This is a genomic window from Stenotrophomonas sp. GbtcB23, assembly GCF_019091045.1.
Classification (GTDB): Bacteria; Pseudomonadota; Gammaproteobacteria; order Xanthomonadales; family Xanthomonadaceae; genus Stenotrophomonas; species Stenotrophomonas rhizophila_A.
On record NZ_JAGXKC010000004.1, the window covers coordinates 75405 to 100017 of the forward strand.

Below are 24613 nucleotides of genomic sequence, written 5' to 3' on the forward strand. Positions count from 1 at the left end.
CCTTACCAGTTGCGGAAGCGCTTGGGCGGGTCGTACAGGCCGCCGGACCAGCGCACGAGGTCTTTCACCGAACGCGCGGCCAGCAGGTCGCGGCTGGCATCGCGCACGTGGATGCCCAGGTCGGCCGGGCGCTGGATCACGCCACGGTCGCGCAGGTTCTCGACCATCGCGCGGTCGCGGCCCAGGCCCACGGCGGTGTAGCCGGCCACGCCGCGGATCGCCTGTTCGCGTTCCTCCGGGGTGCGGCACAGCAGCAGGTTGGCGATGCCCTCTTCGGTAAGCACATGGCTGACGTCGTCGCCATAGATCATCACCGGCGGCAGCGGCATGGCCGCACGTTCGGCCAGTTCCCACGCATCCAGCCGATCAACGAACGCCGGCGCCATGTGCTCGCGGAAGGTTTCCACCATCTGCACCACCAGCTTTCGCCCACGTGGCATTTCACCGGGGCGCGCGGCCTGCTGGCCGGCCTTCAACCAGGCGTCGCTGGCATGGCGGCGGCCGCGTGCGTCCGAGCCCATGTTGGGCGCGCCGCCGAAGCCGGCGATGCGGTCGCGGGTGGCGGTGGAGCTGTTGCCCTGCAGGTCGATCTGCAGGGTGGAGCCGATGAACATGTCACAGGCATACAGCCCGGCGGTCTGCGAGAACGCGCGGTTGGAGCGCATCGAGCCGTCGGCGCCGGTGAAGAACACATCCCCGCGCGCGGCGATGTACTTCTCCATGCCCAGTTCGGAGCCGAACGAGTGCACGGATTTGACGAAGCCCGATTCGATCGCCGGGATCAACGCCGGGTGCGGGTTGAGCGCCCAGTGCTGGCAGATTTTTCCCTTCAGCCCGAGCGATTCGGCGTAGGTGGGCAGCAGCAGTTCAATGGCGGCGGTATCGAACCCGATGCCGTGGTTGAGCCGGTTGACCCCGTATTCGGCGTAGATGCCCTTGATGGCCATCATCGCCATCAGTACCTGGATTTCCGAGATCTGCGCCGGGTCGCGGGTGAACAGCGGTTCGATGTGGTTCGGGCGCGGCGCCTGCACCACGAAGTTGACCCAGTCGGCGGGGATGTCGACGCGGGGCAGGGTGTCGACGATCTCGTTGACCTGGGCGATGACGATGCCACCGCCGAACGCGGTGGCCTCGACGATCACCGGGGTGTCTTCGGTGTTGGGGCCGGTGTAGAGGTTGCCGTGGCGGTCGGCGGCCTGGGCGGCAACGAGTGCGACGCGCGGGGTGAGGTCGATGAAGTAACGGCCGAACAGTTCCAGGTAGGTATGGATCGCACCGATCTGGATGCGCCCTTCGGACACAAGGTTGGCCAGCCGCACCGACTGCGGGCCGGAGAAGGAGAAGTCGAGCCTGGAGGCGATGCCGCGTTCGAAGACATCCAGGTGCGAGGGCAGTGACAGTACCGACTGCACCATGTGCAGGTCATGGACCCGGGCCGGGTCGAGGTCGGCCAGGCACTGGGCGAGGAAATCGGCCTGTTTCTGGTTGTTGCCCTCCAGGCAGACCTTGTCGCCCGGCTCCAGCACGGCGTGCAGCAGGGCGATGGCATCGTTGGCGGCGACGTTGCGGCCGCGCGCCCAGGGGGCGGCGCGTTCAAGCCGGGCCTGGCGGCCACGCTCCAAGGTGTCCCAACTGGGGTTCATCGACGGGCATCCGAATGGCGTTTTGGTAATTACGCCATAATTACGGACGGTCGTGCAACCCGCAGCGCAGCAAAAAGAAAGGCCCGCCAGAAGGCGGGCCTATTCAGATTTCAACCGCGCGGCGGATCAGTATTTCCAGCGCAGGCTCGCGGAAATGAAGCGCGGTTCGCCGTAGTTGTTGTAGTCCAGGTTGGCCCAGTAGGTCTTGTCCAGCGCGTTGCGCACGCTCAGGGTGGCGGTCCAGCTGTCGCTGATCTGGTAGTTGGCGTGCAGGTTGACCAGCATGTAGGCCGGCTGGCGCACGGTGCGGGTGCCGCCCAGCGGGTAGGGGATGTTGTAGCCCTCCACTTCGCTCTGCCAGGAGAAGCCGCCGCCCACGGTCAGGCGGTCCAGCACGCCGGGCAGGCGCACGCTGGTGTTGAGCTGCAGGAAATCCTCGGGCAGGTTGGCGTAGATCAGGTCGGTGCTGGCACGGGTCACCTTGACGTGGGTGTAGCCGGCATTGACGGTCCAGCCCGGGCGGATCTCGCCGTTGATGTCCATTTCCCAGCCGCGCGACTTGGTGCCGTTGACGCCGATGTAGGCCGAGGTGCCATCGCTGAGTGAGCCGTCCGGCAGGCTCATGTCGCGCACGGCGTAGTTGTCCTGCTTGGCTTCGAAGATCGCGGCGTTGGCGGTCAGCCGGCCGTCGAACCACTGCGACTTGATGCCGGCTTCCAGGTTGGAGCCTTCCACCGGGGCGAGCAGGTTCTCGTTGCGGTCCTTGTAGTTCTGCGGGTTGAAGATTTCGGTGTAGCTGGCGTACACCGAGAAGTCGGGCACGATGTCGTAGACCAGGCCGACGTAGGGAGTGACTTCGTCGGTGACTTTGTACTGGCCGCTGGTGCCGGTGTAGGTGCCGGCGGCGTTGTAGGCGCGGGTCAGGGTTTCCCAGCGGCTGAGGCGCGCGCCGGCGATCAGCGACAGCGGATCGGCCAGGCGCAGGCGGGTGGAGGCGTACACGCCGCTCTGCCGGGTGCGGGCGATGCGGCGGGCGCCGGTGCGGCTGGCGGTCAGCTCGGGAATGTCGCCGTTCCAGTTGCGGATGTCGGGGATGTTGTAGCGCCAGTTGGCCACCGAGGTAAGGGTCCAGGTGGTGGCTTCGAGGTCGGACCAGCTGCCACCGACGACGACATCGTGTTCGCGGCCGAAGGCGGGGAAGGTGCCGGACAGGAACAGGTCGGCGCCCTTGCGGGTGTCTTCGGCATCGCCGGCACCGGCCAGCAGGTACGTGCCGGCACCGCTCACGGGATCGGGGTAGCCGCTGCCGTAGACGCGCACGTTCTGGACGTTGCCGCGGGTGTAGGCGGTGTTGAGCTTGAGCAGCCAGTTTTCACCGAAGCGCTGTTCGAGGTTGGCGAAGGCGGTGCTGGTTTCGCGCTGCCAGTAGCTCCACTTGGGGGCCATGTTGGTTTCGCGGGGGAGGTGGGCGAAGGTGCCGTCGCTGTTGAAGAAGGGCACGGTGCCCCAGGTGGAGCCGACCGGGTTGTTGTCCTGGCGCTGGTAGCCGACGGTGACGGTGGTGGAATCGGTCAGGTCGCCTTCCAGCACGGCCATGCCGGCCATCTTGTCTTCTTTGTAGCGGTCGTAATACAGCTCGCGATCGGTATAGGCGGCGACGACGCGGCTGCGGAAGCGGCCATCGCGGGTGAGCGGGGCGTTGACGTCGGCTTCCATGCGGCGGAAGTCCCAGCTGCCGGCGCTGATGGCGAAGGAGGCGTCGAACTCCTTGCCGGGGCGCTTGCGCAGCAGGTTGACGGTGGCCGAGGGAATGCCGGCGCCGCTGAGCAGGCCGTTGGCGCCGCGGATGACTTCGATGCGGTCGTAGAAGGCGGTGTCGTATTCCTGGTTGGTGGAGCCGCTGTAGGTGGGCAGGCTGTCGACCTGGAAGTCGGTGATGGTGAAGCCGCGCGCGTAGTACAGGGGGCGCTGGGTGTCGTAGAAGGAGACGTTGACGCCGGTGATGTTGCGCATGACGTCGTTGATCGAGAACAGCGATTCGTTCTGGATGCGGTCGAGGGCGAGCACGCTGGTGGACTGCGGGGTTTCCTGCAGGGTGATGGGCAGGCGGGTGGTGCTGGACGGCGCGCGCTGGGAGCCGACGACGTTCACCTGGTCCAGGGTCTTGGCATCGGCGGCACTGCTGCCGGCATCAACGGTGTCAGCCAGGGCCAGGGGCGAGGCCAGCGACAGCACGGACAGCAGGGCCAGGCCCAGCGGGGCACGGCGGACGGAAGCACAGGGGTGGGAGCGGAGGGACATGCGGGGGTCTCAGCAGAGGCAGGTGGGTGCACAACGGGACGCAAATGTAAATCGTTCGTATTCTAATTACAATAATTTAACGAGCTGAAAGCGAGGGCGTCTCCTTTCTACGAGTTGGGGCGCGGGGCGGCAGGGGGTAGCGGGACGCGCGTAAACCCTTCCATGGGGCTCATCGCAGCATCCATGCTGCTCAAGGTCCCGCTACCCCCTGCCGCCCCGCACCCCTGACGAATGGCTTGGGGCGGCCGGAACAGGCAAAGGCAAAAAAAAACCGGCCCGCGAGGGCCGGTTGTAGGGACACGCCATGCGTGTCCTCGCGGTGCCGGAAAGGCTTACAACGCCTGCAATTCCTCGTTGGCGTTGCGCTTTTCCTTGGCCGGCGCTGCCGGGGCCACCGGCGGCGGGGTCAGCATCACTGCCGGGCTGGTTTCCACCGGAACGTCCAGGTACGGAAGGCGCAGGGTGTCGCTGGTCTGGCGGCGGATCTCGTTGGTCAGGGCCGGGCTGTCGTTGAGCTTGCGCCCGTAGGACGGCACGATCTGGGCCAGGCGGGCTTCCCAGCCGGCGGCCATCTGCTCGGGGAAGGCCTTCTTGAGCAGGTCCAGCATGATCGGCGGGGAGGTCGAGGCACCCGGGGAGGCGCCGAGCAGGGCGGCCAGGGTGTGGTCCTTGTCGGTGACGATTTCGGTGCCGAACTGCAGGACGGCGCCCTTTTCCGGGTCGTGCTTGATGATCTGCACGCGCTGGCCGGCGGTGACCAGTTCCCAGTCTTCGCGCTTGGCGTTGGGGAAGTACTTGACCAGTTCAGCCTGGCGGTCGTCGTCGTTGAGGCGGGCCTGGCCCATCAGGTACTTCACCAGGTCCAGGTTCTCCGCGCCGACGTCGAGCATGCCGGCCACGTTGTTGTGGTTGACCGAGGAGTACAGGTCGAACCAGGAGCCGTGCTTGAGGAACTTGGTGCTGTACAGGGCGAACGGGCCGAACAGGACCACCGGCTTGCCATCGAGCTTGCGCGAATCCAGGTGCGGCACGGACATCGGCGGCGAGCCGGTTTCGGCCATGCCGTAGGCCTTGACGCCGTGGCGGCCGGCGATGGCCGCGGACTTGAACGCCAGGAACTGGCCGCCGACCGGGAAGCCGGCGTAGTTTTTGGCTTCGGGGATGTTGGAGAGCTGCAGCAGCTTGAGCGCGGCGCCGCCGGCGCCGATGAACACGAAGCGCGACTTGAGGGTGGACTCGGTGCCGGCGTTGAGGTCCTTGACCGTGACGTTCCAGGTCTTGTCGTCGTTCTGGCGCAGGGCGCGGACTTCATGTTCCAGGTGCAGGCTGAAGTTCGGGTTGCGCTGCAGGCCGGCGGTGAGCTGGCGGGTGATCACGCCGAAGTTGACGTCGGTGCCCAGCGGCATCCAGGTGGCGGCGACCTTCTGGTTCGGGTCGCGGCCTTCCATCAGCAGCGGGGCCCAGGCCCTGATCTGCGCCGGGTCTTCGGAGTACTGCATGCCGTAGAACAGCGGGTTCCTGACCAGCGCCTGCTGGCGCTTGTGCAGGTAGGCGATGTTGTCATCGCCCCACACGAAGCTCATGTGCGGGGTGGGGTTGATGAAGTCCGACGGCTGGCTGAGCCGGCCTTCCTTGACCTGGTGCGACCAGAACTGGCGGGAGATCTCGAACTGCTCGGCGATGCCGACCGCGCGCTTGGTCTCGATGCTGCCATCGGGCAGTTCCGGGGTGTAGTTCAGTTCGGCGAAGGCCGAATGCCCGGTACCGGCGTTGTTCCAGCCATCGGAACTTTCCAGGGCCACGCCGTCGAGGCGTTCGAACACCTGGATGTTCCAGTCTGGCTGCAGTTCCTGCAGGAAGGTGGCCAGGGTGATGCTCATGATGCCGCCGCCGACCAGCACGACGTCGACCGGCTTGTCGTTGCCCGCGGCCGGAACCGAACGCTGGTGGAGGGGCCAGTAGAGGAATACGGCCGCTGCGATCAGCAACAGCACGAGCAGGCCGAGGGCGACCTTCGCTAACTTTTTCATGGATATCTCATGTGGGGAGATGAGGGCAGGATGACGGCGCTTCGTGGAAGAAGCGTGAAGAAACAAGCTCTTGGCGCATCCAGGGCCCAATTTTAGCCCGAAACGGTACGGATTTGGTGCAACGCAGCATCGCAGGGATCAATCGGACCCCAAGGTGAAATATTCAGCGAGGAAGTACCCGCACTGGTAAACAAGCGCCAGCACGGCCAAGCCCAGGTGCACCCGTCGCGAACGGCTTGCGATGCCCACCCCGGCAATCACCAGCATGATTCCGGTATGCACCGGGTACGCCTCGCCGAGCATCTGCCAGCGGCTGTGACCCTTGATCGCCGTGTCGCCCAGGTCGAGCACGGTCACCAGGGCGAGCATGCCGAAGAAGCCGCCGCGCCGCTGCAGCAGGTACTGCTCGTAGCTGCCGTACTCGCGCAGGTCATCGGGGAACAGCAGCACGCACAGCATGTACCAGCTGGCGCAATAGCCGATCACGAACAGGTACAGGCCGAACGTCCACTGGCGCACTTCGCCCAGACGGAACTCCCACCACCAGAAGGTGACCACCGACACCAGCATCCACAGCACCCAGCACAGGTGGATGCCGGACCACCCGCCGCGCCGGGCCGGGTGCTCGATGATCGACGCCAATCCCTTCACCAGCGTGGTGATGCTCAACCCCAGGATGATGCTCAGCACCACCCGGATATGCAGATAGACCGGATCCGATTCCATCGAACGCCCCGCGCTGGATGCTTGGAGGCCACGGTAGGTGCCGACCGCTGGTCGGCACGTGAAGGCGTACCCGGCAACGGCGGGTGCCTACCGTCTGCGGCGCACCAACGTAGCCGACGCCGCCAGCACGGCCTTGGTCAGCAGCGCCATCGTCTGCACGTCGCCCTTCCAGTGCTGCCAGTACAGCGGCACGTCTTCCCACGCGCGCGGCTTCATCAGCACCAGCCGCCCCGCGTCCAGGTGGCGCTTGACCAGCGGCAGCGGGTTCATCGTCCAGCCCAGCCCGCCCACGTTGGCCTGCACGAACGCCCGCGTTGACGGAATCCACCAGGTCGGCGCCGTCATCGGCAGGTCGTCGCCGGCCAGCCGCCGCGCGAACCGTGCCTGCATGTCGTCCTTGCGGTTGAACACCAGCACCGGCGCCTGGGCCAGCGACTGCGCGTTCACCCCCTTGGCGAAGTAGCGGTCGTGGAAGGCCTGCGTGCACGTGGCCGCATAGCGGATGCTGCCCAGCGCGTGGATCTGGCAGCCCTGCACCGGCTCGTCCAGCGTGGTCACCGCGCCCAGCACCGCGCCCTGGCGCAGCAGCGCCACCGTGTGGTCCTGGTCCTCCGAGCGCAGGTCCAGCGTCGTCCCGGTCTGCCGCGCGAAACTCAGCGCCGCCTCCGGGAACCAGGTTTCCAGGCTGTCGTGGTTCACCGCCACCGGGATGCTGGCGTGCGGCAGGTCCTCATCGGCAATTCCCATCCGGTGCAGCGCATCGTGCTCCAGCAGCGCCGTCTGCTCGGCCAGCTGCACCAGCACCTGGCCTTCCGGCGTGGCCACCGCCGGCGAAGAGCGCTTGACCAGCAGCCGCCCGACCCGGTCTTCCAGCGCTTTCACCCGCTGCGACACCGCCGAGGCGGTGACATTGAGCGACTGCGCCGCCCGGTCGAAACTGCCTTCGCGGATCACCGCCGCCAGGGCGCGGAGCTGGGCATGGTCGATGCGCATCGGCTTAAGTTCCGCTAAAGATGGTTAAGTAAGTTTAGCTCTACTTTTCCATGTTGCGGCGCGACAATACGCGCCATCACGGTGCTGTACGCCTTGGCGAGGCACCGCCCCCCCGCAACACAGGTGGTATCCCATGTTCTCCTTCATTTCCGGCGGCCCCGGTCTGGCCGCGTGGCTCAGTGGTGCCGCAGCCGGCATCGGCCTGTTCGCCGTGGTCGGGGCCCAGAGCGCCTTCATCCTGCGCCAGGGCATCCTGCGCAAGCACATCGTGCCGGTCGTGGCGACCTGCGCGGCGATCGATGCCATCTTCATCTTCGCCAGCGTGGCCGGCCTGCGCACCCTGACCCAGGCATTGCCCTGGCTGACCACCGTGGTGCTGTGGGGCGGCGTGGCGTTCCTCAGCTGGTACGCCTGGCAGTCGGCCCGGCGCGCGCTGGCCGGTGGCGGCGGCATGCAGGTCGATGACGGCGACAACACCTCGCGCCGCGCCGTGCTGACCGCTGCGGTCGGTTTCTCGCTGATCAACCCGCACTTCTGGCTGGACATGATGGTGATCGGCTCCATTGCCGAAAACTTCGGCAATGCCCGCATGGCGTTCGCCGCCGGCGTGGTCACCGCCAGCTGCCTGTGGCTGACCGCCCAGGGCCTCGGTGCCCGCCTGCTGGCCCCGTTGTTCACCAAACCCCGTACCTGGCGGATCCTCGACGGCACCATCGCCGTGATCCTGTCCATCCTGGCCCTGAGCCTGGCGTTCCGCGGCGTGCATTGATCTCTCTCTCTCCGTCAATGCACGTCCAAATGGCACCGTTCGCGGTGCCATTTTTCTTTCCTGTCCCGAAAACGCCCGGGAGTGTCGCCACTGGCTTGCCCGACGCCGAACTGACTAGAATCGCCCATCACGGACAAGGTGTCTGGTTGGAGGGGGAAGGATGAAGTACTCGAAATGGGCGGCCCTGGCCGTCTTGGCCCTGCTGTGCGGGGCGGTGGGGCAGGTGGCTGCGGCGGAGCTGGAGCTTGAGCGTTATCTCAAGCGCGACACGTTCACCGACATCAAGCTGTCACCGGGCGGGGACTACTACGCGGCCACCGTGCCGATGGAAGACCGAACCGCACTGGCCATCCTCAGCCGCGCCACCGGCAAGGTCACCGGTTCGTTCGTGCCGCCGCGCAACAACCACGCCACCAGTTTCTACTGGGTCAACAACGAGCGCGTGCTGATCGGCCTGGCCGAAAAGTTCGGCAGCCTCGACCAGCCGCAGCTCACCGGTGAGCTGTACGCCATGAACGCCAATGGCGGCCGCGGCGAACTGCTGGTCGGCTATCGAGTGGAAGGCAATGGTCCGGGCACCCGTATCCAACCGAAGAAGGTCGAAGCGGTCGCCGCCTTCCTGATCGATTCGATGCCGCAGGACGAGCGCAACGTGCTGGTCTCGGTGTGGCCGTTCTCCGAAGATCCCTACACCCGTGTCGATCGCATGGATATCGCCAGCGGCCGCCGTGTGACCGTGGCCCGGTCGCCGGTCCGCCGCGCCGATTTCACCAGCGACCCGAGCGGGCAGATCCGCTTCGCCCACGGTGCCGGTATCGACAACGTCAACAAGCTCTATTACCGCGATGCCATCGGCGATACCTGGAAGCTGGTGAACGATGAAGCCGATACCGGCCGCATCGAAACCGCGCTCGGTTTCTCCGAAGACGGCAAGACCGCCTACCTGCAGGTGCAGCAGGCCAACGGCCCCGATGCCATCGTGACCTGGGACCCGGTCACCGGCACCCGCACCCCGTTGCTGCGCGATCCCGTCGTGGACCCGGACCGGCTGATCTACCGCCCCGGCACCCGCGTTCCGGTCGGCGCGCTCTACCTGGGCGACAAGCCGCGCACCCGCTTCTTCGACGAAACCTCGGCCGACGCGCGCCTGTACCGCAGCCTGGAAGCCGCGTTCGGCGGTGATGCGGTGTTCATCGCCTCCAGCACGCGCGATGGCCGCAGTGTGCTGGTGGAAACCTGGTCGGGAAGCAATCCAGGTGACTTCTACATCTTCGACACGGTCGCCAAGAAGGCCGACCACCTGATCAGCCGCGGCGCCTGGATCGACCCGGACACCGCCGCCAAGGTGCAGCCGTATGCCTTCAAGGCGCGAGACGGCATGGAGCTGCACGGCTACCTCACCCTGCCGGCCGCGTCGGCAAGGGCGAAGCCGCCGATGGTGGTGATGCCGCATGGCGGCCCGTTCGGCGTGTTCGATGACGGCAGCTACGATTCCGAAGCGCAGATGCTGGCCGCGGCAGGCTACGCCGTGCTGCAGGTCAACTTCCGTGGTTCGGGCAACTTCGGCCGTGCCTACCGGCACGCCGGCGCCAAACAGTGGGGCGCCGCCATGCAGGACGACGTGACCGATGCGACCCGCTGGGCGATCAGCCAGGGCCACGCCGATCCGGCCCGGGTCTGCATCTATGGCGCCAGCTACGGCGCATACGCGGCGATGATGGGCGCGGCCCGCGAACCGGGCATGTACCGCTGCGCCGCCGGCTACGTCGGCGTGTACGACCTGCCGATGATGCACACCACCGGCGATGTCCAGCGCAGCGGTTCGGGCAGCACCTACCTGAAGGAATGGCTGGGCAGCCCCAATGACGTGGCTGCGGTTTCGCCGGTCAACCTTGCCGACCGCATCAAGGTGCCGGTGTTCCTGGCGGCGGGCGGCGAAGACGAGCGGGCCCCGATCCAGCACACCAAGCGCATGGAGGCGGCGCTGCAGAAGGCCGGCGTGCCGGTGGAATCGCTGTACTACTCCACCGAAGGCCATGGCTTCTACACCGACCCGCATCGCCGCGAGTATTACGGCAAGCTGCTGGCGTTCCTGTCGCGCAGCCTGGGTGGCAAGACCGCTTCGGCGTCAACCGCAGCGCAACCATGACGATGGCGGGGCGGCATTTCCGCCCCGCCATCCGCAGGCCGCATTAGAACGCCATGCGTACCTGCATCTGCGCCTGCACATCGCGAACGCCCATCAGCCGTTCCGCCATCACCGCACCGCCAAGGTCGGCGCGCAGGTAGCGATAATCGGCGCCCAGCATCACCCGGTAATCCAGTCCGGACGGCGCCAACCCTGGCACGGTGAACGCGTGATCGCCTGCACCGTGGAGCGTGGCCGTGCGCGCGTCGGCGCGATACGCAACCGACCGGAATGCGGATGCATCACCGCGCAGGGTCCACCCATGGCCAAGGCGCCCACTGAAGGCGGTGCCCAGCTCCAGCTGCACACCACTGCGCGTTCCTGCGCCAACCGACAATCCCAATGCGCCGGCCCCATACTCATGGAAGGCACCCTCGCGCGCGCGATACGCCGTTGCCCCCAGCCGCGGCTGCCAGCGCAGCCCGCCGCCGGCCAGTTCCATGCCCAGCGTGCTGCCCACGCGGGTACGCGACAACGTGCGCTGGCTGTGCGCGCTTATGCGCGTGCTGCCCCAATGCAACTGGCGCTGGCCATCGGTCTGGTGCCATTCGTTGCCCAGCGTGTGCTGCAGGGTGAACGCGCCCAGCGCCTGGGCCATGCCCACCCCGGCAAACCGCGATTGCGAACGCGTCTGGCCGCCATCGGTGGAGAAATCCGAGCCCAGCAGGCCGGTGCCCAGCAGCAGCTGCCGACCACCCCCCAGCGCCATCGCGACCTGCACGCCGGTGCCGGTACCCTGCACGCCCGACGCCGTGGCCGTGCCCGGTCCGAACGCGATCATGTGGGTGCCGTTGCCGGGCCTGGCGCGGGCCAGGCTCGACCAGAACGCGTCGCCGTTGGCGGCCAGGCGCATGCTGGCGGCCGCCAGGCCGTTGCCGGACAGCTGCTGCAGAGCGTGGTTGAACTCAGCGGCGTCAGCCACTTCCAGGCTGTGGTACAGCGCATTGTTGGCGTAGCCCGCCTCCAGCGCTGCGGCGACGCTCTGGGTGTCGGCATCGGCGATATCGCGGTAGTCGTTGCGGGTCATCACCACGTCGACATTGCCGGCCGCGTCGCGCTCGGCCTGCGCCTGCCACACCACCGTGGCGCTGGCGATGTTGTCATCGCCGCCGTCGGCGCCGACGAAGACGTCCTCCAGGCGTATCTGCGAATCGTCGGTGCCGCGGGTGAACCCGGTATCGACACGGACGTCGACCAGCTCACCGCCCTCGTGCAGCACCATCTGCCCGGCGCTGCCATCGGCATGGGTGCCCACCATGTAGCCCGACACGCCGCGCGGTGCCTGCCAGCCCAGGTCGGGGGCGGGTCGATCGGCATCCTGTGTCGGCTGGTCGGCATGCACGCCGCTGCCATTGCCATACACATTGACCTGGCCGTTGTTGATCAGGCGGCCGCCGCCGCTGGCGCCCATCTGGAACGCGTGCGAGTTGTCGGCATGGATGTTGATCACCCCGCCGCGGCGGTTGTTGAGCGTGGCCGAGCCGTCGGACTGCATGGCCACCATGTTCTGGCCGTTGTTGCCGCCGGCCACGCCGAGGTTGATCACCCCGTCGTTGATCAGCGTGGCGCCGCGCGCACCGGTCATCGCCACCGCACCGTCACCGGTCACGGTCAGCGTGCCCTGGTTGATCAGCGTCGCCTGCGCGCCTTCGGCATGCATCGCCGATTGCCGCTGGGCGTGGCTGATGATCTGCGCGCCGGCGCGGTTGATGCCGGCGCTGGCATGGCTGTCGGCCACCAGGCTGAGCACGCGCGCGTTGCCCTGCAGGGTGATCAGGCCATGGTTGTCGAAGGCTTCGATGATGTCGCGCTCGTTGCCGACGCGCGCGGTCACCGCATGCACCAGCGAACCTTGGTTGAGCGTGCCGCCGGCGTGGACGGTGCCGTGGTTCTCGAACTCGGCCATGCCGGTCAGCGCGAAGCCGCCGCCCTGGACGCCGAGCGTGGCGTTGCGGCGGCGTTCGCCGTTGTCGAATTCGCTCTCGCCGCCCATGCTGACCACGGTGTCGCGCAGCTGCATGTCGCCGAGGTTCTCGATGTCGGACTCGCCATCCAGCTGGATCGTCGTACCCTGCGCCTGCAGGCTGCCGTGGTTTTCCAGGCTGCCATCGCGGCGCAGCTGCAGCTGGCCGTGCAGTTCGAGGGTGCCATGGTTGTCCAGGTCACCATCGTTCTCCACCACCAGGCTGGCGGCCTGGCCGATGCGCAGGGTGCCGGTGTTGCGCAGGTGGCCGTCATTGCGCACGCTGAGGGTGCCGGCGTTGATGCGCAGGCTGCCTTCGTTGCGGGCCGCGCCGGTGACGCGGGTTTCCACGTTGCGGTCCCAGTTGATCTCGCTGCCCGGTCCGGCCAGGAACTGGTTGCCGCCGTACTGGCCGCCTTCCGAGCCCGGCGGTACACCGCCTCCATCACCGCCGCCGTCACTGCCACCACCGCCGCCGCCACCACCTGCCGCCGCTGCGGCCGCACCTGCCAGCGCGACGCCGCCAATCAGCCACGGGGTGGTGCTGGATGTTGCTTCGTCCTGCGCCTCACACACGCTGTGGTCAGGATCGATGTCGCAATCGACAGCTTCTGCATCGGCGTTGCCCGCATATGCGGGTGACGAAAGCGAGGTGCACAATGCCAGCGCGATGAGCACGGCGAGCGGGCGGTGGGACGGAGCAGCGTGACGCATTGGGAAAGTTCCATGAACGCAGGGAGCGCCATGGTGGGGAGCGATACAAACCGAGTATCTACAACTTATTCCAATCCCGTCGGACTGTGACCGGATCGAATGGTGTTAGGAAGTGTTTATGTGCATGGCGTGCGGCGGCTTACTTGACCCCGTGCATCATCCGCTTCAGCAGCGGCGAGCCGGCCAATGCCACGGCTGCGCAACCGAGGCCGATCCACATCAGCAGCCAGAACAGGTGTTCGTAGCTGGCGGCGGCCGCGGCGATGTTCATGGTTTCGCCTTCTGGCACTTCAATGGCGGCGAGCTTGCCGAACAGCGCGGCGAGGGTTTCGGAGAACGCGGTGGCCAGGAACCAGGTGCCCATCATCAGGCTCACCACGCGCGGCGCGGCCAGCTGGGTGACGGCGGACAGGCCGACAGGCGACAAGCACATCTCGCCGATCTCCAGCACCAGGTAGGCCAGCACCAGCCACCACACGCTGGCCATCTGGCCGGTGCTGCCGACCTGCTGGGCAGCGAGGGCGAGCGGGATGAAGGAAAGCGCGGCAAACACCAGGCCTAGCGAGGATTTCACCGGCTTGGAGGGGTCCAGCCGGCGCTTGTCGAGCCACGCCCACAGCACGGCGAACAGCGGGGCGAACACGACCAGGAACAGGCCCCCCAGGTAGGTGAGGGAGCCGGCGGTCTGTGGAATCACCAGGCAGTCGCGGATCAGCAGCACCAGCATCAGGGCGACGATGGCGATGAACAGGTTCCGCGGGGCGGTGGAACCGGGGCGGCGTTCGGACAGGCGTGCGGCGACCACGAAACCGAGCGGCGCCAGCAGCAGGGAGGCGATCGACCACGGGATTGGGGTGCCGCCCTGGATCACCAGCGCGGGGACAAGGTCCTTGGTGAGCATGCGGTCGGTGAAGGTGACCCAGGAGCCGTAGGTCTGCTCGTACAGGGTGAAGAACACCAGGGCCATGAAGATCAATGCCATGAGGGCGATCATCTGCTGGCGCTGCACGGGGGTGCAGCGGGTGCCGGTGAACCAGGCGAACCAGAGCAGGACGCCGCCGAGCACGACCACCATGAGCAGCAGGGCGAGGCTGATTTCGCCGCCGATGGCGAAGGCGCCGTTGGCGGCGGACCACATGAGGGCGGCCACGGGAATGACGCCGAGCACGGCGATGCCGTAGATCAACCATTCGCGGGGGACGCCGGCAATGCGCTGGCGCAGGGCGGCGACGTTGGTGGGTTCGGCGTGGCCCTGCAGGTACTTCTGGCCCCACAGGAACATGGCCAGGCCGATGACCATGCCGATGCCGGCGGCGCCGAAGCCGTATTTCCAGCCGTAGGCTTCGCCGAGGAAGCCGCAGACGAGGGAGGCGAACAGGGCGCCGAGGTTGATGCCGGCGTAGAACAGGGAGAAGCCGGAATCGCGGCGGGGGTCGCCTTCGGGGTAGAGCTTGCCGACGATGGTGGAGATGTTGGGCTTGAGGAAGCCGACGCCCATGATGATGAGGGCAAGCGAGAGGTAGGTGATGCCGAGGGCGGCATCGTCGCGCACGATCTGGCCGTCGATGCGGGTGGCGGCATGTCCTTCGAAGGCCATGCCGAGGTGGCCGAGGACGAGCAGGATGCCGCCGAACACGACGGCTTTGCGCATGCCCAGCCAGCGGTCGGCGAGCAGGCCGCCGAACACGGGAATGCAGTAGACCAGGCCACCGTAGGCGCCGAGCAGGTCAAGGCCGGCCTTGTCGCCGAACAGGTGGTACTTGGTGAGGTACAGCAGCAGCAGCGCCTTCATGCCATAGAACGAGAAGCGCTCCCACATCTCGGTGAAGAAGCAGACGTAAACGCCTTTGGGGTGGCCAAGGAAGTCGTCGGAAGCGGAAAGGGCGGTGGCGGTCATTAGGCGATAAGCGACAAAACAGGTCGCGATTATCACTCGACCGGCCCCTGGTAGGTGCCGACCGTTGGTCGGTACGCTGTTGGGTCTGCGCCAACAGCGTGTTGATTCACTGCTATCGGCTGGGGCGCGGGGCGGCAGGCCCCAGCGGGACGCGCGTGAACCCATCCATGGGGCTCATCGCAGCATCCATGCTGCTCAAGGTCCCGCTGGGGCCTACCGCCCCGCGCCCTTCAGGTTCCCAATGTCGTACAGAAGAACCGCGTAGTGCCACGCCATGCGTGGCTGCTCTTCGCGATCTACCGCGCAGGCACCCATGGGGTGGCTCTACAGGTACCGCAACCAGACCAGGTCTTTGCGGCGTGCCTTCAGGCGCGCGAACTCGCGCGTTGGCCAATACAGGGCCAACGCCAGTGCGGCGGTGATCAGCCACAACATCCACACATGGTCCACGGCGAAATAGGCGCCGTGGGTCTGGCCCCAGCGCGCTTCGGCGGCGACGTAGAGCAGCTTCAGCACATACAGGTGCAGCAGGTATAAGAACATCGGGGCGGCGCCGATGCTGGCCAGCGGGGCCAGGGCGCGGGCGATCCGGGGGTTTTCGTAGAGGCGCAGGAGCAGCAGTCCGATGCCGAGGGTGAGCAGCAGGAACAGCAGGGACGGCGGGTACTTGGTGACGTTGAATAGGCTCATCAGGGTCTGGCCGGCGCTGGCCATGGCCTGCCAGGGGGCGTCGCCGTAGACGTTGGCGGCGCGCAGCAGGGCAAAGCCGAGCAGGGCGCCGCCGCCGGCCCAGAGCAGGCGGCGTTGGCGCAGGGCGGGGTCACCGGTTCGGGCGAACCAGGGGCCGAGGGTGTAGCCGAGGGCGATGACGGCGATCCAGGGCAGCACGGGGTAGGAGGTGCGCAGGCGCAGGGCGTCGCCGGCGGCGATCCAGTCGCGCTGGTGCAGGATCTTCCAGAGCACGGCGAGCGGACCGTCGCCGCTGGCGTGGATGCCGTCGAGCAGGTTGTGCCCGGCGATCACCACCAGGGCCAGGGCGGCGAGGGCGGGGCGGGGCAGCCAGAGCAGGCCGGCCAGGGCGACCATGCTGATCCCGATCGCCCAGATCACCTGCAGGTAGATCACGCTGGGCGGGAACTGCAGGGTCCAGGCAAAATTCACCACCAGCAGTTCCAGCAGGATCAGGAACAGGCCGCGCTTGAGCAGGAAGGCGGAGGCGGCGCGGCGGGGGGCGGCCTGGCTGCTGCCGTACAGCCAGGCGGACAGGCCGGTGAGCAGCACGAACACGGGGGCGCACAGGTGGGCGAGCAGGCGGCTGAGGAACAGGGCGGGCTCGACCTGGTCCACGCCCATCGGGTCGGGTACCTGCTGGTGCAGGTAGAAGGTTTCGCGCACGTGGTCCAGCAGCATCAGCACGATCACGGTGCCGCGCAGCTGGTCGATGGAGGTCAGGCGGGGGGAGGCGGGGGCCACGGATGCACCGGTGGTGGCGTGACAGGATATAACATAACAAATCAGGGTGCGCGGCCATTTGCCGGGGTTTACCGATTACGGCGACCGGCGCTACCCGCCTTGCGTTACCAAGGCATGAAGGCTAGGTTTGACAGGATTTTTTGCCAGCAGGGGCTTCCATGAACAACGACGACGCTGCGCCCAGACAGCTCACATTCCGCGCGGTGGTGCTTGCCATCGTGCTGGCGGTGATCCTGTCGGCGGCCAACGCCTACCTGGGTCTGTTCGCAGGCCTGACCATCGCCACGGCCATTCCGGCGGCGGTGATCTCCATGGGGGTGCTGCGCCTGCTGGGCGGCGGCACGATCCTGGAAAACAACATCGTGCAGACTGGCGCTTCGGCCGGTTCGTCGATCGCCGCCGGTGTGATCTTCACGATCCCGGCGCTGGTGATCATGGGCTACTGGCCGGACTTCAAGTACTGGTGGGTGCTGGGCATCGCCGGCCTGGGTGGCCTGCTGGGCGTGCTGTTCTCGGTGCCGCTGCGCCGTTCGATGATCGTCGAAGACCCGCTTCCGTTCCCGGAAGGCAAGGCCGCGGCCGAAGTGCTCAAGGCCGGTGAGAACCCGGGCCCGGGCCTGAAGATCCTCGGCCTGTCTGCGGTGATCGGTGCGGTGGTGAAGCTGGCCGCGGAAAGCGGCATGCGCCTGATTCCCGATGCCTGGGCGACCTCGGCCTACGTGGGCAGCTCCAAGATCACCGCGTTCATCGGCACCAACCTGTCGCCGGCGCTGCTGGGCGTGGGCTACATCGTCGGCCTCAACGTCGGCATCGTCGTGGTGTCCGGCTCGATCCTGACCTGGCACATCGCCATCCCGCTGTACCAGGCGTTCTTCATGAACACCGATCCGGCCCTGGCCGCGTCGATCGCCACCGCCTCGTCCACCGAGGCGGCGTTCGCCATCTGGGGCGCGAAGATGCGCTACCTGGGCGTGGGCGCGATGCTGATCGGCGGCGTGTGGACCCTGATCTCGCTGCGCAAGTCGCTGCTCAACGGGGTCAAGAGCGGCTTTGCCGCCGCGCGCAAGAGCGGCGGCCCGGCGCTGGCGCACACCGAACGCGACCTGCCGATGAAGTGGATGCTGGTGGCGCTGGTGGCCTTCACCCTGCCGCTGCTGGAGCTGTACCAGGCCATCGTGGGCCAGTGGCATGTGTCGATCCCGATGACCCTCATCATGATCGTCGCCGGCTTCCTGTTCGTCTCGGTCTCGGCCTACCTGGCCGGCCTGATCGGCTCGTCCAACAACCCGGTCTCGGGCATCACCATCTCCACCATCCTGTTCGCCTCGGCGGTGCTGGTGCTGCTGCTGGGCAAGGATGGGCTGACGCCGGTGGGCGTCGGTGGCGCGCCGCTGGGTGCGGTGGCCGCGATCATGATCGGTGCGGTGGTGTGCTGCGCCGCTGCCGTCGGCGGCGACAACCTGCAGGACCTCAAGGCCGGCTACATCGTCGGTGCCACGCCGTGGAAGCAGCAGCTGATGCTGGGCATCGGTGCGTTCTCGTGTGCGCTGATCATGGCGCCGGTGCTGAACCTGCTGGCTACCGCCTACGGCATCGGCGTCAAGTCCGAGCTGCACCCGAACGCGCTGGCCGCACCGCAGGCCAACCTGATGGCGTCGGTGGCCAAGGGCCTGTTCGGTGGCGAACTGCCGTGGACCTTCATCGGCATTGGTGCCGTGGTCGGTGCGGCGATCATCGCCTTCGACAGCTGGCTCAAGTCGCGCAACGCCCGCTTCCGCGTGCCGGTGCTGGCCGCCGCGATTGGTATCTACCTGCCGCTGGAACTGATGGTGCCGATCTTCCTGGGCGGCCTGATCGCCTACCTGGTCGAGCGTTTCCACAAGGTGCGCGCCGACGATGAAGAAGGCCGCGACCGCGTGCACAAGCCGGGCGTGCTGTTCGCTGCCGGCCTGATCACCGGTGAAGCACTGATGGGCATCGCCATCGCCGTGCCGATCGTGGTCAGCAGCCGCGCCGACGTGCTGGCCGTGCCGTTCCACCTGCCGGCCGCGCAGTGGATCGGTCTGGCGGTGCTGTTCGTGGTGGGCTGGCTGATCTACCGCACGGGCAAGAAAGCCACCGCGGTCTGATCGAGCGCCTATGTGAACCCGACAAACCCCGCCACGGCGGGGTTTGTTGTTTCCGGGGCATGACGTGTGGCCTTTGCGTTGGGAGGCTCCCGCCCCCTACCATCGGCGTTTTGCCGTTCCGCGGAGAACCCGATGAAGCTTCGTTACGCCCTGTTGCCGCTGTGCCTGCTGACCGCGCTGCCGTCGCTGGCCGCCACGCGTGGCCTGGATGTGCGCGACATGATCGCGCTGGATCGGGTTTCGGCCCCGCTGCTGACCGCCGATGGCGGCAACGTGGTGTTCGCCAAGCGCGTGGTCGGCACCGACAGCAAGGCCAGCACCGGCCTGTTCATCCGCAACCTGCGCACCCGCGATGCGGCCCCGCCCAAGCCGCTCACCCCGGCCGGCTGGAACGTCAATTCGGCCGCGCTCTCGGCCGACGGCCAGACGGTGTACTTCCTCAGCGCCAAGGGCGGCAGCCAGCAGCTGTATTCGATGCCGCTGGCCGGCGGCACCCCGCGCCAGCTGACCGATTTCGCGGTGGACGTGGACAGCTTCCAGGTCTCGCCGCAGGGCGACCGCGTGGCCTTCAGCGCCGGCGTGTTCCAGGACTGCGGTTCGGACCTGGCCTGCACCAGCAAGAAGCTGGACGCGCACAAGGCGCGCAAGAACACCGGTGAAGTGTTCGACAGCCTGTTCGTGCGCCATTGGGACACCTGGAACGACGGCCGCCGCAACACCCTGTTCGTGGCCCCGCTGCCGGCCGCCAAGGCCGCTGCGGTCAAGGGCGCCTCGGCGATCAGCGCGACGCTGGCCGGCGATGCGCCGTCCAAGCCGTTTGGCGGCAATGACGACTTCACCTGGGCGCCGGATGGCAAAAGCGTAGTGGCCAGCATCCGCGTGGCCGGCCGCGAAGAAGCGTGGTCGACGAACTTCGACCTGTACCGCCTGGATGCCGAGGGCAAGCAGGCGCCGGTCAACCTGACCGCGGCCAATCCGGCCTGGGATGCCGGCCCGGTGTTCAGCGCCGACGGCAACACCCTGTACTACCGCGCGATGAAGCGCCCGGGCTTCGAGGCGGACCGTTTCGGCGTGATCGCGCTCGACCTGGCCTCGGGCAAGACCCGCGAAATCGCCCCGGGCTGGGACCGTTCGGCCGGTGAAGTGGTGCTGTCGCAGGACGAAAAGAGCTTCTACACCGCGGCCGATGACCTGGGCGAACACCGCCTGTTCAACATCGACATCGCCACCGGCAAGGCCACGGTGGTCGCCGAAGGCGGCAGCATCGGCTCGCCGGTGATCGCCGGCAGCACGCTGGCTTACACGAAGAACAGCCTGAAGAGCGGCGACCAGATCGTGGTGGCCCAGGCCGACGGCAGCAGCCCGCGCGAGATCACCCCGAGCGCCGGCCAGATGCTGCCCGACGTGGCCTTCGGCGATTACGAGCAGTTCCAGTTCAAGGGCTGGAACAACGAAACCGTGCACGGTTACGTGGTCAAGCCGTACAACTACCAGGAAGGCAAGACCTACCCGGTGGCGTTCCTGATCCACGGCGGCCCGCAGGGCAGCTTCGGCAATGGCTGGAGCTACCGCTGGAACCCGCAGACCTACGCGGGCCAGGGCTACGCGGTGGTGATGATCGATTTCCACGGTTCCACCGGCTACGGCCAGGCGTTCACCGATGCAATCAGCCAGCACTGGGGCGACCGCCCGCTGGAAGACCTGCAGAAGGGCTGGGCGGCGGCGCAGAAGCAGTACCCGTTCCTCAACGGCGACAAGGCCTGCGCGCTGGGCGCCAGCTACGGCGGCTTCATGGTCAACTGGATCGCCGGCAACTGGAACGAGCCGTGGAAGTGCCTGGTCAACCATGACGGCGTGTTCGATCAGCGCATGATGGGCTACGCCACCGAAGAGCTGTGGTTCACGGAATGGGAGCAGGGCGGCACGCCGTTCGCCAAGCCGCAGAACTACGAGAAGTTCAACCCGGTCAACCACGTGGCGGACTGGAAGAAGCCGATCCTGATCATCCACGGCCAGCTCGACTTCCGCATTCCGGTCGAACAGGGCTTGGGCGCGTTCACGGCCGCGCAGCGCCAGGGCATCGAGTCGAAGTTCCTGTACTTCCCGGACGAGAACCACTGGGTGCTCAAGCCGCAGAACAGCGTGCAGTGGCACGACACCGTGAACGGCTGGCTGAAGCAGCACATCGGGCAGTGATGTGGAGCGGCCGCCCTACCGGGCGGCTGACCTCCGGGGTGCAATGAAAACACCCGTTCCTGAATTTTCCCGTGTACCGGCAGCCGACTGACAGTCGGCTCTACCCCCGTCGCTACCTGCCATCGAACCTATCGCCCCGTGAAAGCACCCGCTCTGATCCAGAACGACATCGTAGTTTTCGGCCTCATCGCCGCCACCCTGGGCGCCGTGTTCTGGACCGCCTCACGCGAGACGGGGCTGTGGAAGCGCTTCTACACCTTCGTGCCGGCACTGCTGCTGTGCTACATGATTCCCGGCATCTACAACACGGTGGGCCTGATCGACGGGCAGAACACCAGCCTGTACAACCCGATCGCGCGCGACATCCTGCTGCCGGCCGCGCTGGTACTGCTGACGCTGGCGGTGGACATCAAGGGCATCCTGCGGCTGGGCCCGAAGCTGATCGTGATGTACCTGGGCGCGTCCTTCAGCATCATGATCGGTGCGGTAGTGGCCTTCATGCTGATGAAATGGGCGCACCCGGAAACGGTCGCCGGCGATACCTGGGCGGGCATGGCGGCGTTGGCCGGCAGCTGGATCGGCGGCGGCGCCAACATGCTGGCCATGCGCGAGGTCTTCGACGTCAACGCCACCACCTTCGGCCAGTTCGCGGTAGTGGACGTGGGCGTAGGGTACGTATGGATGGCGGTGCTGATCTTCATGGCCGGCCGCGCGGCGAAGATCGACGCGCGCACCGGCGCGGATACATCCGCGATCGATGAACTGAAACTGCGCATCGAAAAATTCCAGGCCGAGCACGAACGCGTGGCGAGCCTGACCGACCTGATGCTGATCGTGGCGGTAGCGTTCGGCACGGTGGGCCTGTCGCACGCCATCGCCGGCCCGGTATCGGCCTGGTTCAAGGGGCACGTGGCCTGGGCTTCGCAGTTCAGCCTGGACGCGCCGTTCGTGTGGGTCGTGGTGATCTCCACCACCTGCGGCCTGGCGCTGAGCTTCACCCGCGCGCGCAACCTGGAAGGCGCGGGCGCTTCGAAGCTGGGCTCGCTGCTGCTGTACTTCCTGATCGCCTGCATCGGCATGCAGATGGACCTGCTGGCCCTGCTGGAACGCCCCTGGCTGTTCGCACTGGGCCTGATCTGGATCGCCGTGCACATCGTGCTGCTGCTCGCACTGGCCATGGCGCTCAAGGTGCCGTTCTTCTACTTCGCCATCGGCTCGCAATCCAACATCGGCGGGCCGGCTTCTGCTCCCGTGGTTGCGGCTGCGTTCCATCCCTCCCTTGCTCCCGTTGGCGTGCTGCTCGGGACAATGGGGTATGCGACTGGTACGTATCTCGCTTACATCGTTGGCATTACGTTGCGCGCTTTGGCAGGCGGCTGAGTTCTCCTGCGTAGAAGCGCTGGCGTTTTCGTTCTCTGCGCGCGGGGGAGCGGGGTGGAGGGGGTAGCGGGGCACGCGTGAACCCATCCATGGGGCTTATCGCAGCATCCATGCTGCTCAAAGCCCCGCTACCCCCTCCACCCCGCTCCCCCAGACGGTCATGCGTCGACGGAAAGGAAGTCAAAGGCAGGGCTCGCGCGTTCCGCTTTTGATCTCGTGTCCGGTCGTCGCAGAGAACTGAGGGGGCGAGGGCGGGGGTGCCCTGGCCGGACTTTGAGCAGCATGGGTCGGGCGTATACGCCCGACGGGTTGGGCAGGAGCCCAACCCCGGTCTTGCCGTGTGCGCAGGACAGCGCACACGCGCAAGCTGCGATAAGCCCCATGGATGGGTTCACGCGTGTCCGGCCAGGGCACCCCCGTCCTCGCACCGCGCGATGAAAACCGAACAGCCAGCGCTCTACGCGTGGATCCAGCACCGCCGAGAGCGTTTATCCGCCCAGGCGCAATGCGTCGCCGTGCCGATCGTTCGTATCGGCAGTCGTCTGACGACCGACCCTACCGCGCTCATGCGCGCGTGCGCTCGTACACCGTTTTACGTGGCGAGTAGGCCGCGTTCGATCAGCCAGGCTTTTGCGTCTTCGGCATCCTGCTCGAACCAGGCGCGCGTGGAGCCGAGGCGATAGGTGTAGCCCCACGCATCCATGTCGGCCATCAGCTGCGCGCTGCCTACACCTGGCAACTGCCCGGCCAGCACGATCTGCAGGTAGCAGGTGGCGTCTTCTTCGGGGACCGAATCGGTCGCGTCGGTGTGCACCAGCGCGCGGCGTTCGGGCGGCAGTACGATCAGGTGGCAGGCCTCGTGCAGCATCGAGTGCACCGGCGTGTCGTTACGCACGTAGACGTCGCTGGCGATGATGCCCGCCTCGGGCTCGCCCCAGTAACTGCCCGGAATCGGTGCGCCATCGGCCACGTGGTGCAGCTGCAGCGCGTGGCGGGCCAGCAACGCCGCCGCATCCTCGAAGGCGATGTCGCCCACCCGGGTGACCTGCGGTTCTGCTTCGGCGGCGGTGTTCATGGCGTGTGCGTCCTGCGCCCCTTCCCGGTGGGGAAGGGGCCTTTACGATCAGGGCTGCTGCGGGCCTTCCGGCAGCGCCACCGAAATGTCCAGCACGTCGTGCTCGCCGTCCTTGACCAGGTCTACCTTGACCGCGTCCGCGTCGATGTTCACGTACTTCTTGATCACTTCCAGCAGCTCGCGCTGCAGCAGCGGCAGGTAATCCGGGCCGCCACGGTGGCTGCGTTCCTGCGCGATGATGATCTGCAGGCGGTTCTTGGCCGTTTCGGCGGTGGTCTTCTTCGTCTTGAGGAAATCGAACAGGCCCATGCTTACCCTCCGAACAGCTTGCTGAAGAAGCCCTTCTTCTCAACAACGGTGAAGCGCATCGGGCGCTCTTCGCCGAGGATGCGGGCCACCGCATCATCGTATGCCTGGCCTGCGGGCGATTCTGCATCCAGGATCACCGGCTCGCCCTTGTTGGACGCGTTCAGCACATCCCCCGATTCCGGGATCACGCCGATCGCCTTCAGCCCCAGCACCTCTTCCACGTCCGTGATGCTCAGCATCTCGCCCGACTCCACCCGGACCGGGCTGTAACGGGTCAGCAGCAGGAAGGCCGGCACGTTCTGGCCCGATTCGGCCTTGTGCGTCTTCGAATCCAGCAGGCCGATGATGCGGTCCGAGTCGCGTACCGACGACACTTCCGGGTTCACCACCACCACCGCGCGGTCGGCGAAATACATCGCCAGGAACGCACCCTTTTCGATACCCGCCGGCGAATCGCAGATGATGTAATCGAAACCGTCAGCGGCCAGGTCCTTCAGCACCTTGCCCACGCCTTCCTGGGTCAGCGCATCCTTGTCGCGGGTCTGCGATGCCGCCAGCACGTACAGGTTGTCGAAACGCTTGTCCTTGATCAGGGCCTGCTTGAGCGTGGCCTCGCCGTGCACGACATTCACGAAGTCGTACACCACGCGCCGCTCGCAGCCCATGATCAGGTCGAGGTTGCGCAGGCCGACGTCGAAGTCGATCACCGCCACCTTCTTGCCCCTGCGCGCAAGGCCGCAGGCAAGGCTCGCGCTGGAAGTGGTCTTGCCGACGCCGCCCTTGCCGGAGGTGACTACGATGATTTCAGCCAAAGGACTTCTCCT

16 protein-coding genes are annotated in these 24613 nt (G+C 66.8%); 5 read left to right on the forward strand and 11 right to left on the reverse strand.

What is annotated here, in order from left to right; translation table 11 throughout:
* Positions 1-2: 2 nt before the first annotated feature.
* The 5 genes from mdcA to KVS69_RS02980 all read right to left on the reverse strand — a co-directional run bounded on the left by mdcA (position 3) and on the right by KVS69_RS02980 (position 7696).
* On the reverse strand, positions 3-1646 hold the full coding sequence (mdcA, locus tag KVS69_RS02960) for a malonate decarboxylase subunit alpha (RefSeq protein WP_217536793.1): 1644 nt from the start codon (positions 1644-1646) through the stop codon (positions 3-5).
* A 126-nt stretch (positions 1647-1772) separates the two neighbouring features.
* The gene (locus KVS69_RS02965) at positions 1773-3947 is read right to left on the reverse strand and encodes a TonB-dependent siderophore receptor (protein ID WP_184125258.1); all 2175 of its coding nucleotides are present in this window, start codon (positions 3945-3947) and stop codon (positions 1773-1775) included.
* A gap of 332 nt (positions 3948-4279) precedes the next feature.
* Positions 4280-5977, reverse strand: coding sequence for a malate dehydrogenase (quinone) (gene mqo / locus KVS69_RS02970; RefSeq protein WP_217536796.1), 1698 nt, complete (start codon positions 5975-5977; stop codon positions 4280-4282).
* Positions 5978-6115: 138 nt separating this feature from the next.
* The gene (locus KVS69_RS02975) at positions 6116-6703 is read right to left on the reverse strand and encodes a hypothetical protein (RefSeq protein ID WP_095363420.1); all 588 of its coding nucleotides are present in this window, start codon (positions 6701-6703) and stop codon (positions 6116-6118) included.
* 87 nt (positions 6704-6790) lie between these two features.
* Positions 6791-7696: a LysR family transcriptional regulator ArgP gene (locus tag KVS69_RS02980; protein WP_217536798.1), complete on the reverse strand. Its 906-nt coding sequence runs from the start codon at positions 7694-7696 to the stop codon at positions 6791-6793.
* A gap of 133 nt (positions 7697-7829) precedes the next feature.
* On the opposite strand from KVS69_RS02980, the gene KVS69_RS02985 reads away from it, so the two are divergent.
* A complete protein-coding gene (locus KVS69_RS02985; RefSeq protein WP_068850096.1) occupies positions 7830-8465 on the forward strand; it encodes a LysE family transporter in 636 nt (211 codons plus the stop codon).
* A 160-nt stretch (positions 8466-8625) separates the two neighbouring features.
* Entirely contained in the window at positions 8626-10614 is a 1989-nt protein-coding gene (locus KVS69_RS02990; protein WP_217536801.1) for a prolyl oligopeptidase family serine peptidase, read from the forward strand.
* A gap of 43 nt (positions 10615-10657) precedes the next feature.
* Here the strand turns inward: KVS69_RS02990 and KVS69_RS02995 are convergent, their stop codons facing one another.
* The 3 genes from KVS69_RS02995 to KVS69_RS03005 all read right to left on the reverse strand — a co-directional run bounded on the left by KVS69_RS02995 (position 10658) and on the right by KVS69_RS03005 (position 16700).
* Complete coding sequence (locus tag KVS69_RS02995; RefSeq protein ID WP_217536803.1) at positions 10658-13330, reverse strand: autotransporter outer membrane beta-barrel domain-containing protein; 2673 nt, start codon at positions 13328-13330, stop codon at positions 10658-10660.
* Positions 13331-13469: 139 nt separating this feature from the next.
* Positions 13470-15227, reverse strand: a complete 1758-nt coding sequence (locus KVS69_RS03000; protein ID WP_217536806.1) for an oligopeptide:H+ symporter — start codon at positions 15225-15227, stop codon at positions 13470-13472.
* Between the two features lie 324 nt (positions 15228-15551).
* On the reverse strand, positions 15552-16700 hold the full coding sequence (locus KVS69_RS03005; RefSeq protein WP_217536809.1) for a heparan-alpha-glucosaminide N-acetyltransferase domain-containing protein: 1149 nt from the start codon (positions 16698-16700) through the stop codon (positions 15552-15554).
* Between the two features lie 158 nt (positions 16701-16858).
* Here KVS69_RS03005 and KVS69_RS03010 point away from each other — a divergent pair, with 158 nt between their 5' ends.
* From KVS69_RS03010 to KVS69_RS03020, 3 genes are all read left to right on the forward strand, one after another.
* Positions 16859-18829: an oligopeptide transporter, OPT family gene (locus tag KVS69_RS03010; protein ID WP_217536812.1), complete on the forward strand. Its 1971-nt coding sequence runs from the start codon at positions 16859-16861 to the stop codon at positions 18827-18829.
* Positions 18830-18961: 132 nt separating this feature from the next.
* The gene (locus tag KVS69_RS03015) at positions 18962-21025 is read left to right on the forward strand and encodes a S9 family peptidase (RefSeq protein ID WP_217536814.1); all 2064 of its coding nucleotides are present in this window, start codon (positions 18962-18964) and stop codon (positions 21023-21025) included.
* Between the two features lie 138 nt (positions 21026-21163).
* Positions 21164-22405, forward strand: coding sequence for a DUF819 family protein (locus tag KVS69_RS03020; RefSeq protein ID WP_184125277.1), 1242 nt, complete (start codon positions 21164-21166; stop codon positions 22403-22405).
* A gap of 592 nt (positions 22406-22997) precedes the next feature.
* Here KVS69_RS03020 and KVS69_RS03025 read toward each other — a convergent pair.
* The 3 genes from KVS69_RS03025 to minD are packed head-to-tail and all read right to left on the reverse strand — an operon-like array spanning position 22998 to position 24601.
* Complete coding sequence (locus tag KVS69_RS03025) at positions 22998-23480, reverse strand: hypothetical protein (RefSeq protein ID WP_217536817.1); 483 nt, start codon at positions 23478-23480, stop codon at positions 22998-23000.
* Positions 23481-23528: 48 nt separating this feature from the next.
* Positions 23529-23789, reverse strand: coding sequence for a cell division topological specificity factor MinE (gene minE, locus KVS69_RS03030; protein ID WP_068850125.1), 261 nt, complete (start codon positions 23787-23789; stop codon positions 23529-23531).
* Between the two features lie 2 nt (positions 23790-23791).
* The gene (gene minD / locus KVS69_RS03035) at positions 23792-24601 is read right to left on the reverse strand and encodes a septum site-determining protein MinD (RefSeq protein WP_184125282.1); all 810 of its coding nucleotides are present in this window, start codon (positions 24599-24601) and stop codon (positions 23792-23794) included.
* Between the last annotated feature and the right edge of the window lie 12 nt (positions 24602-24613).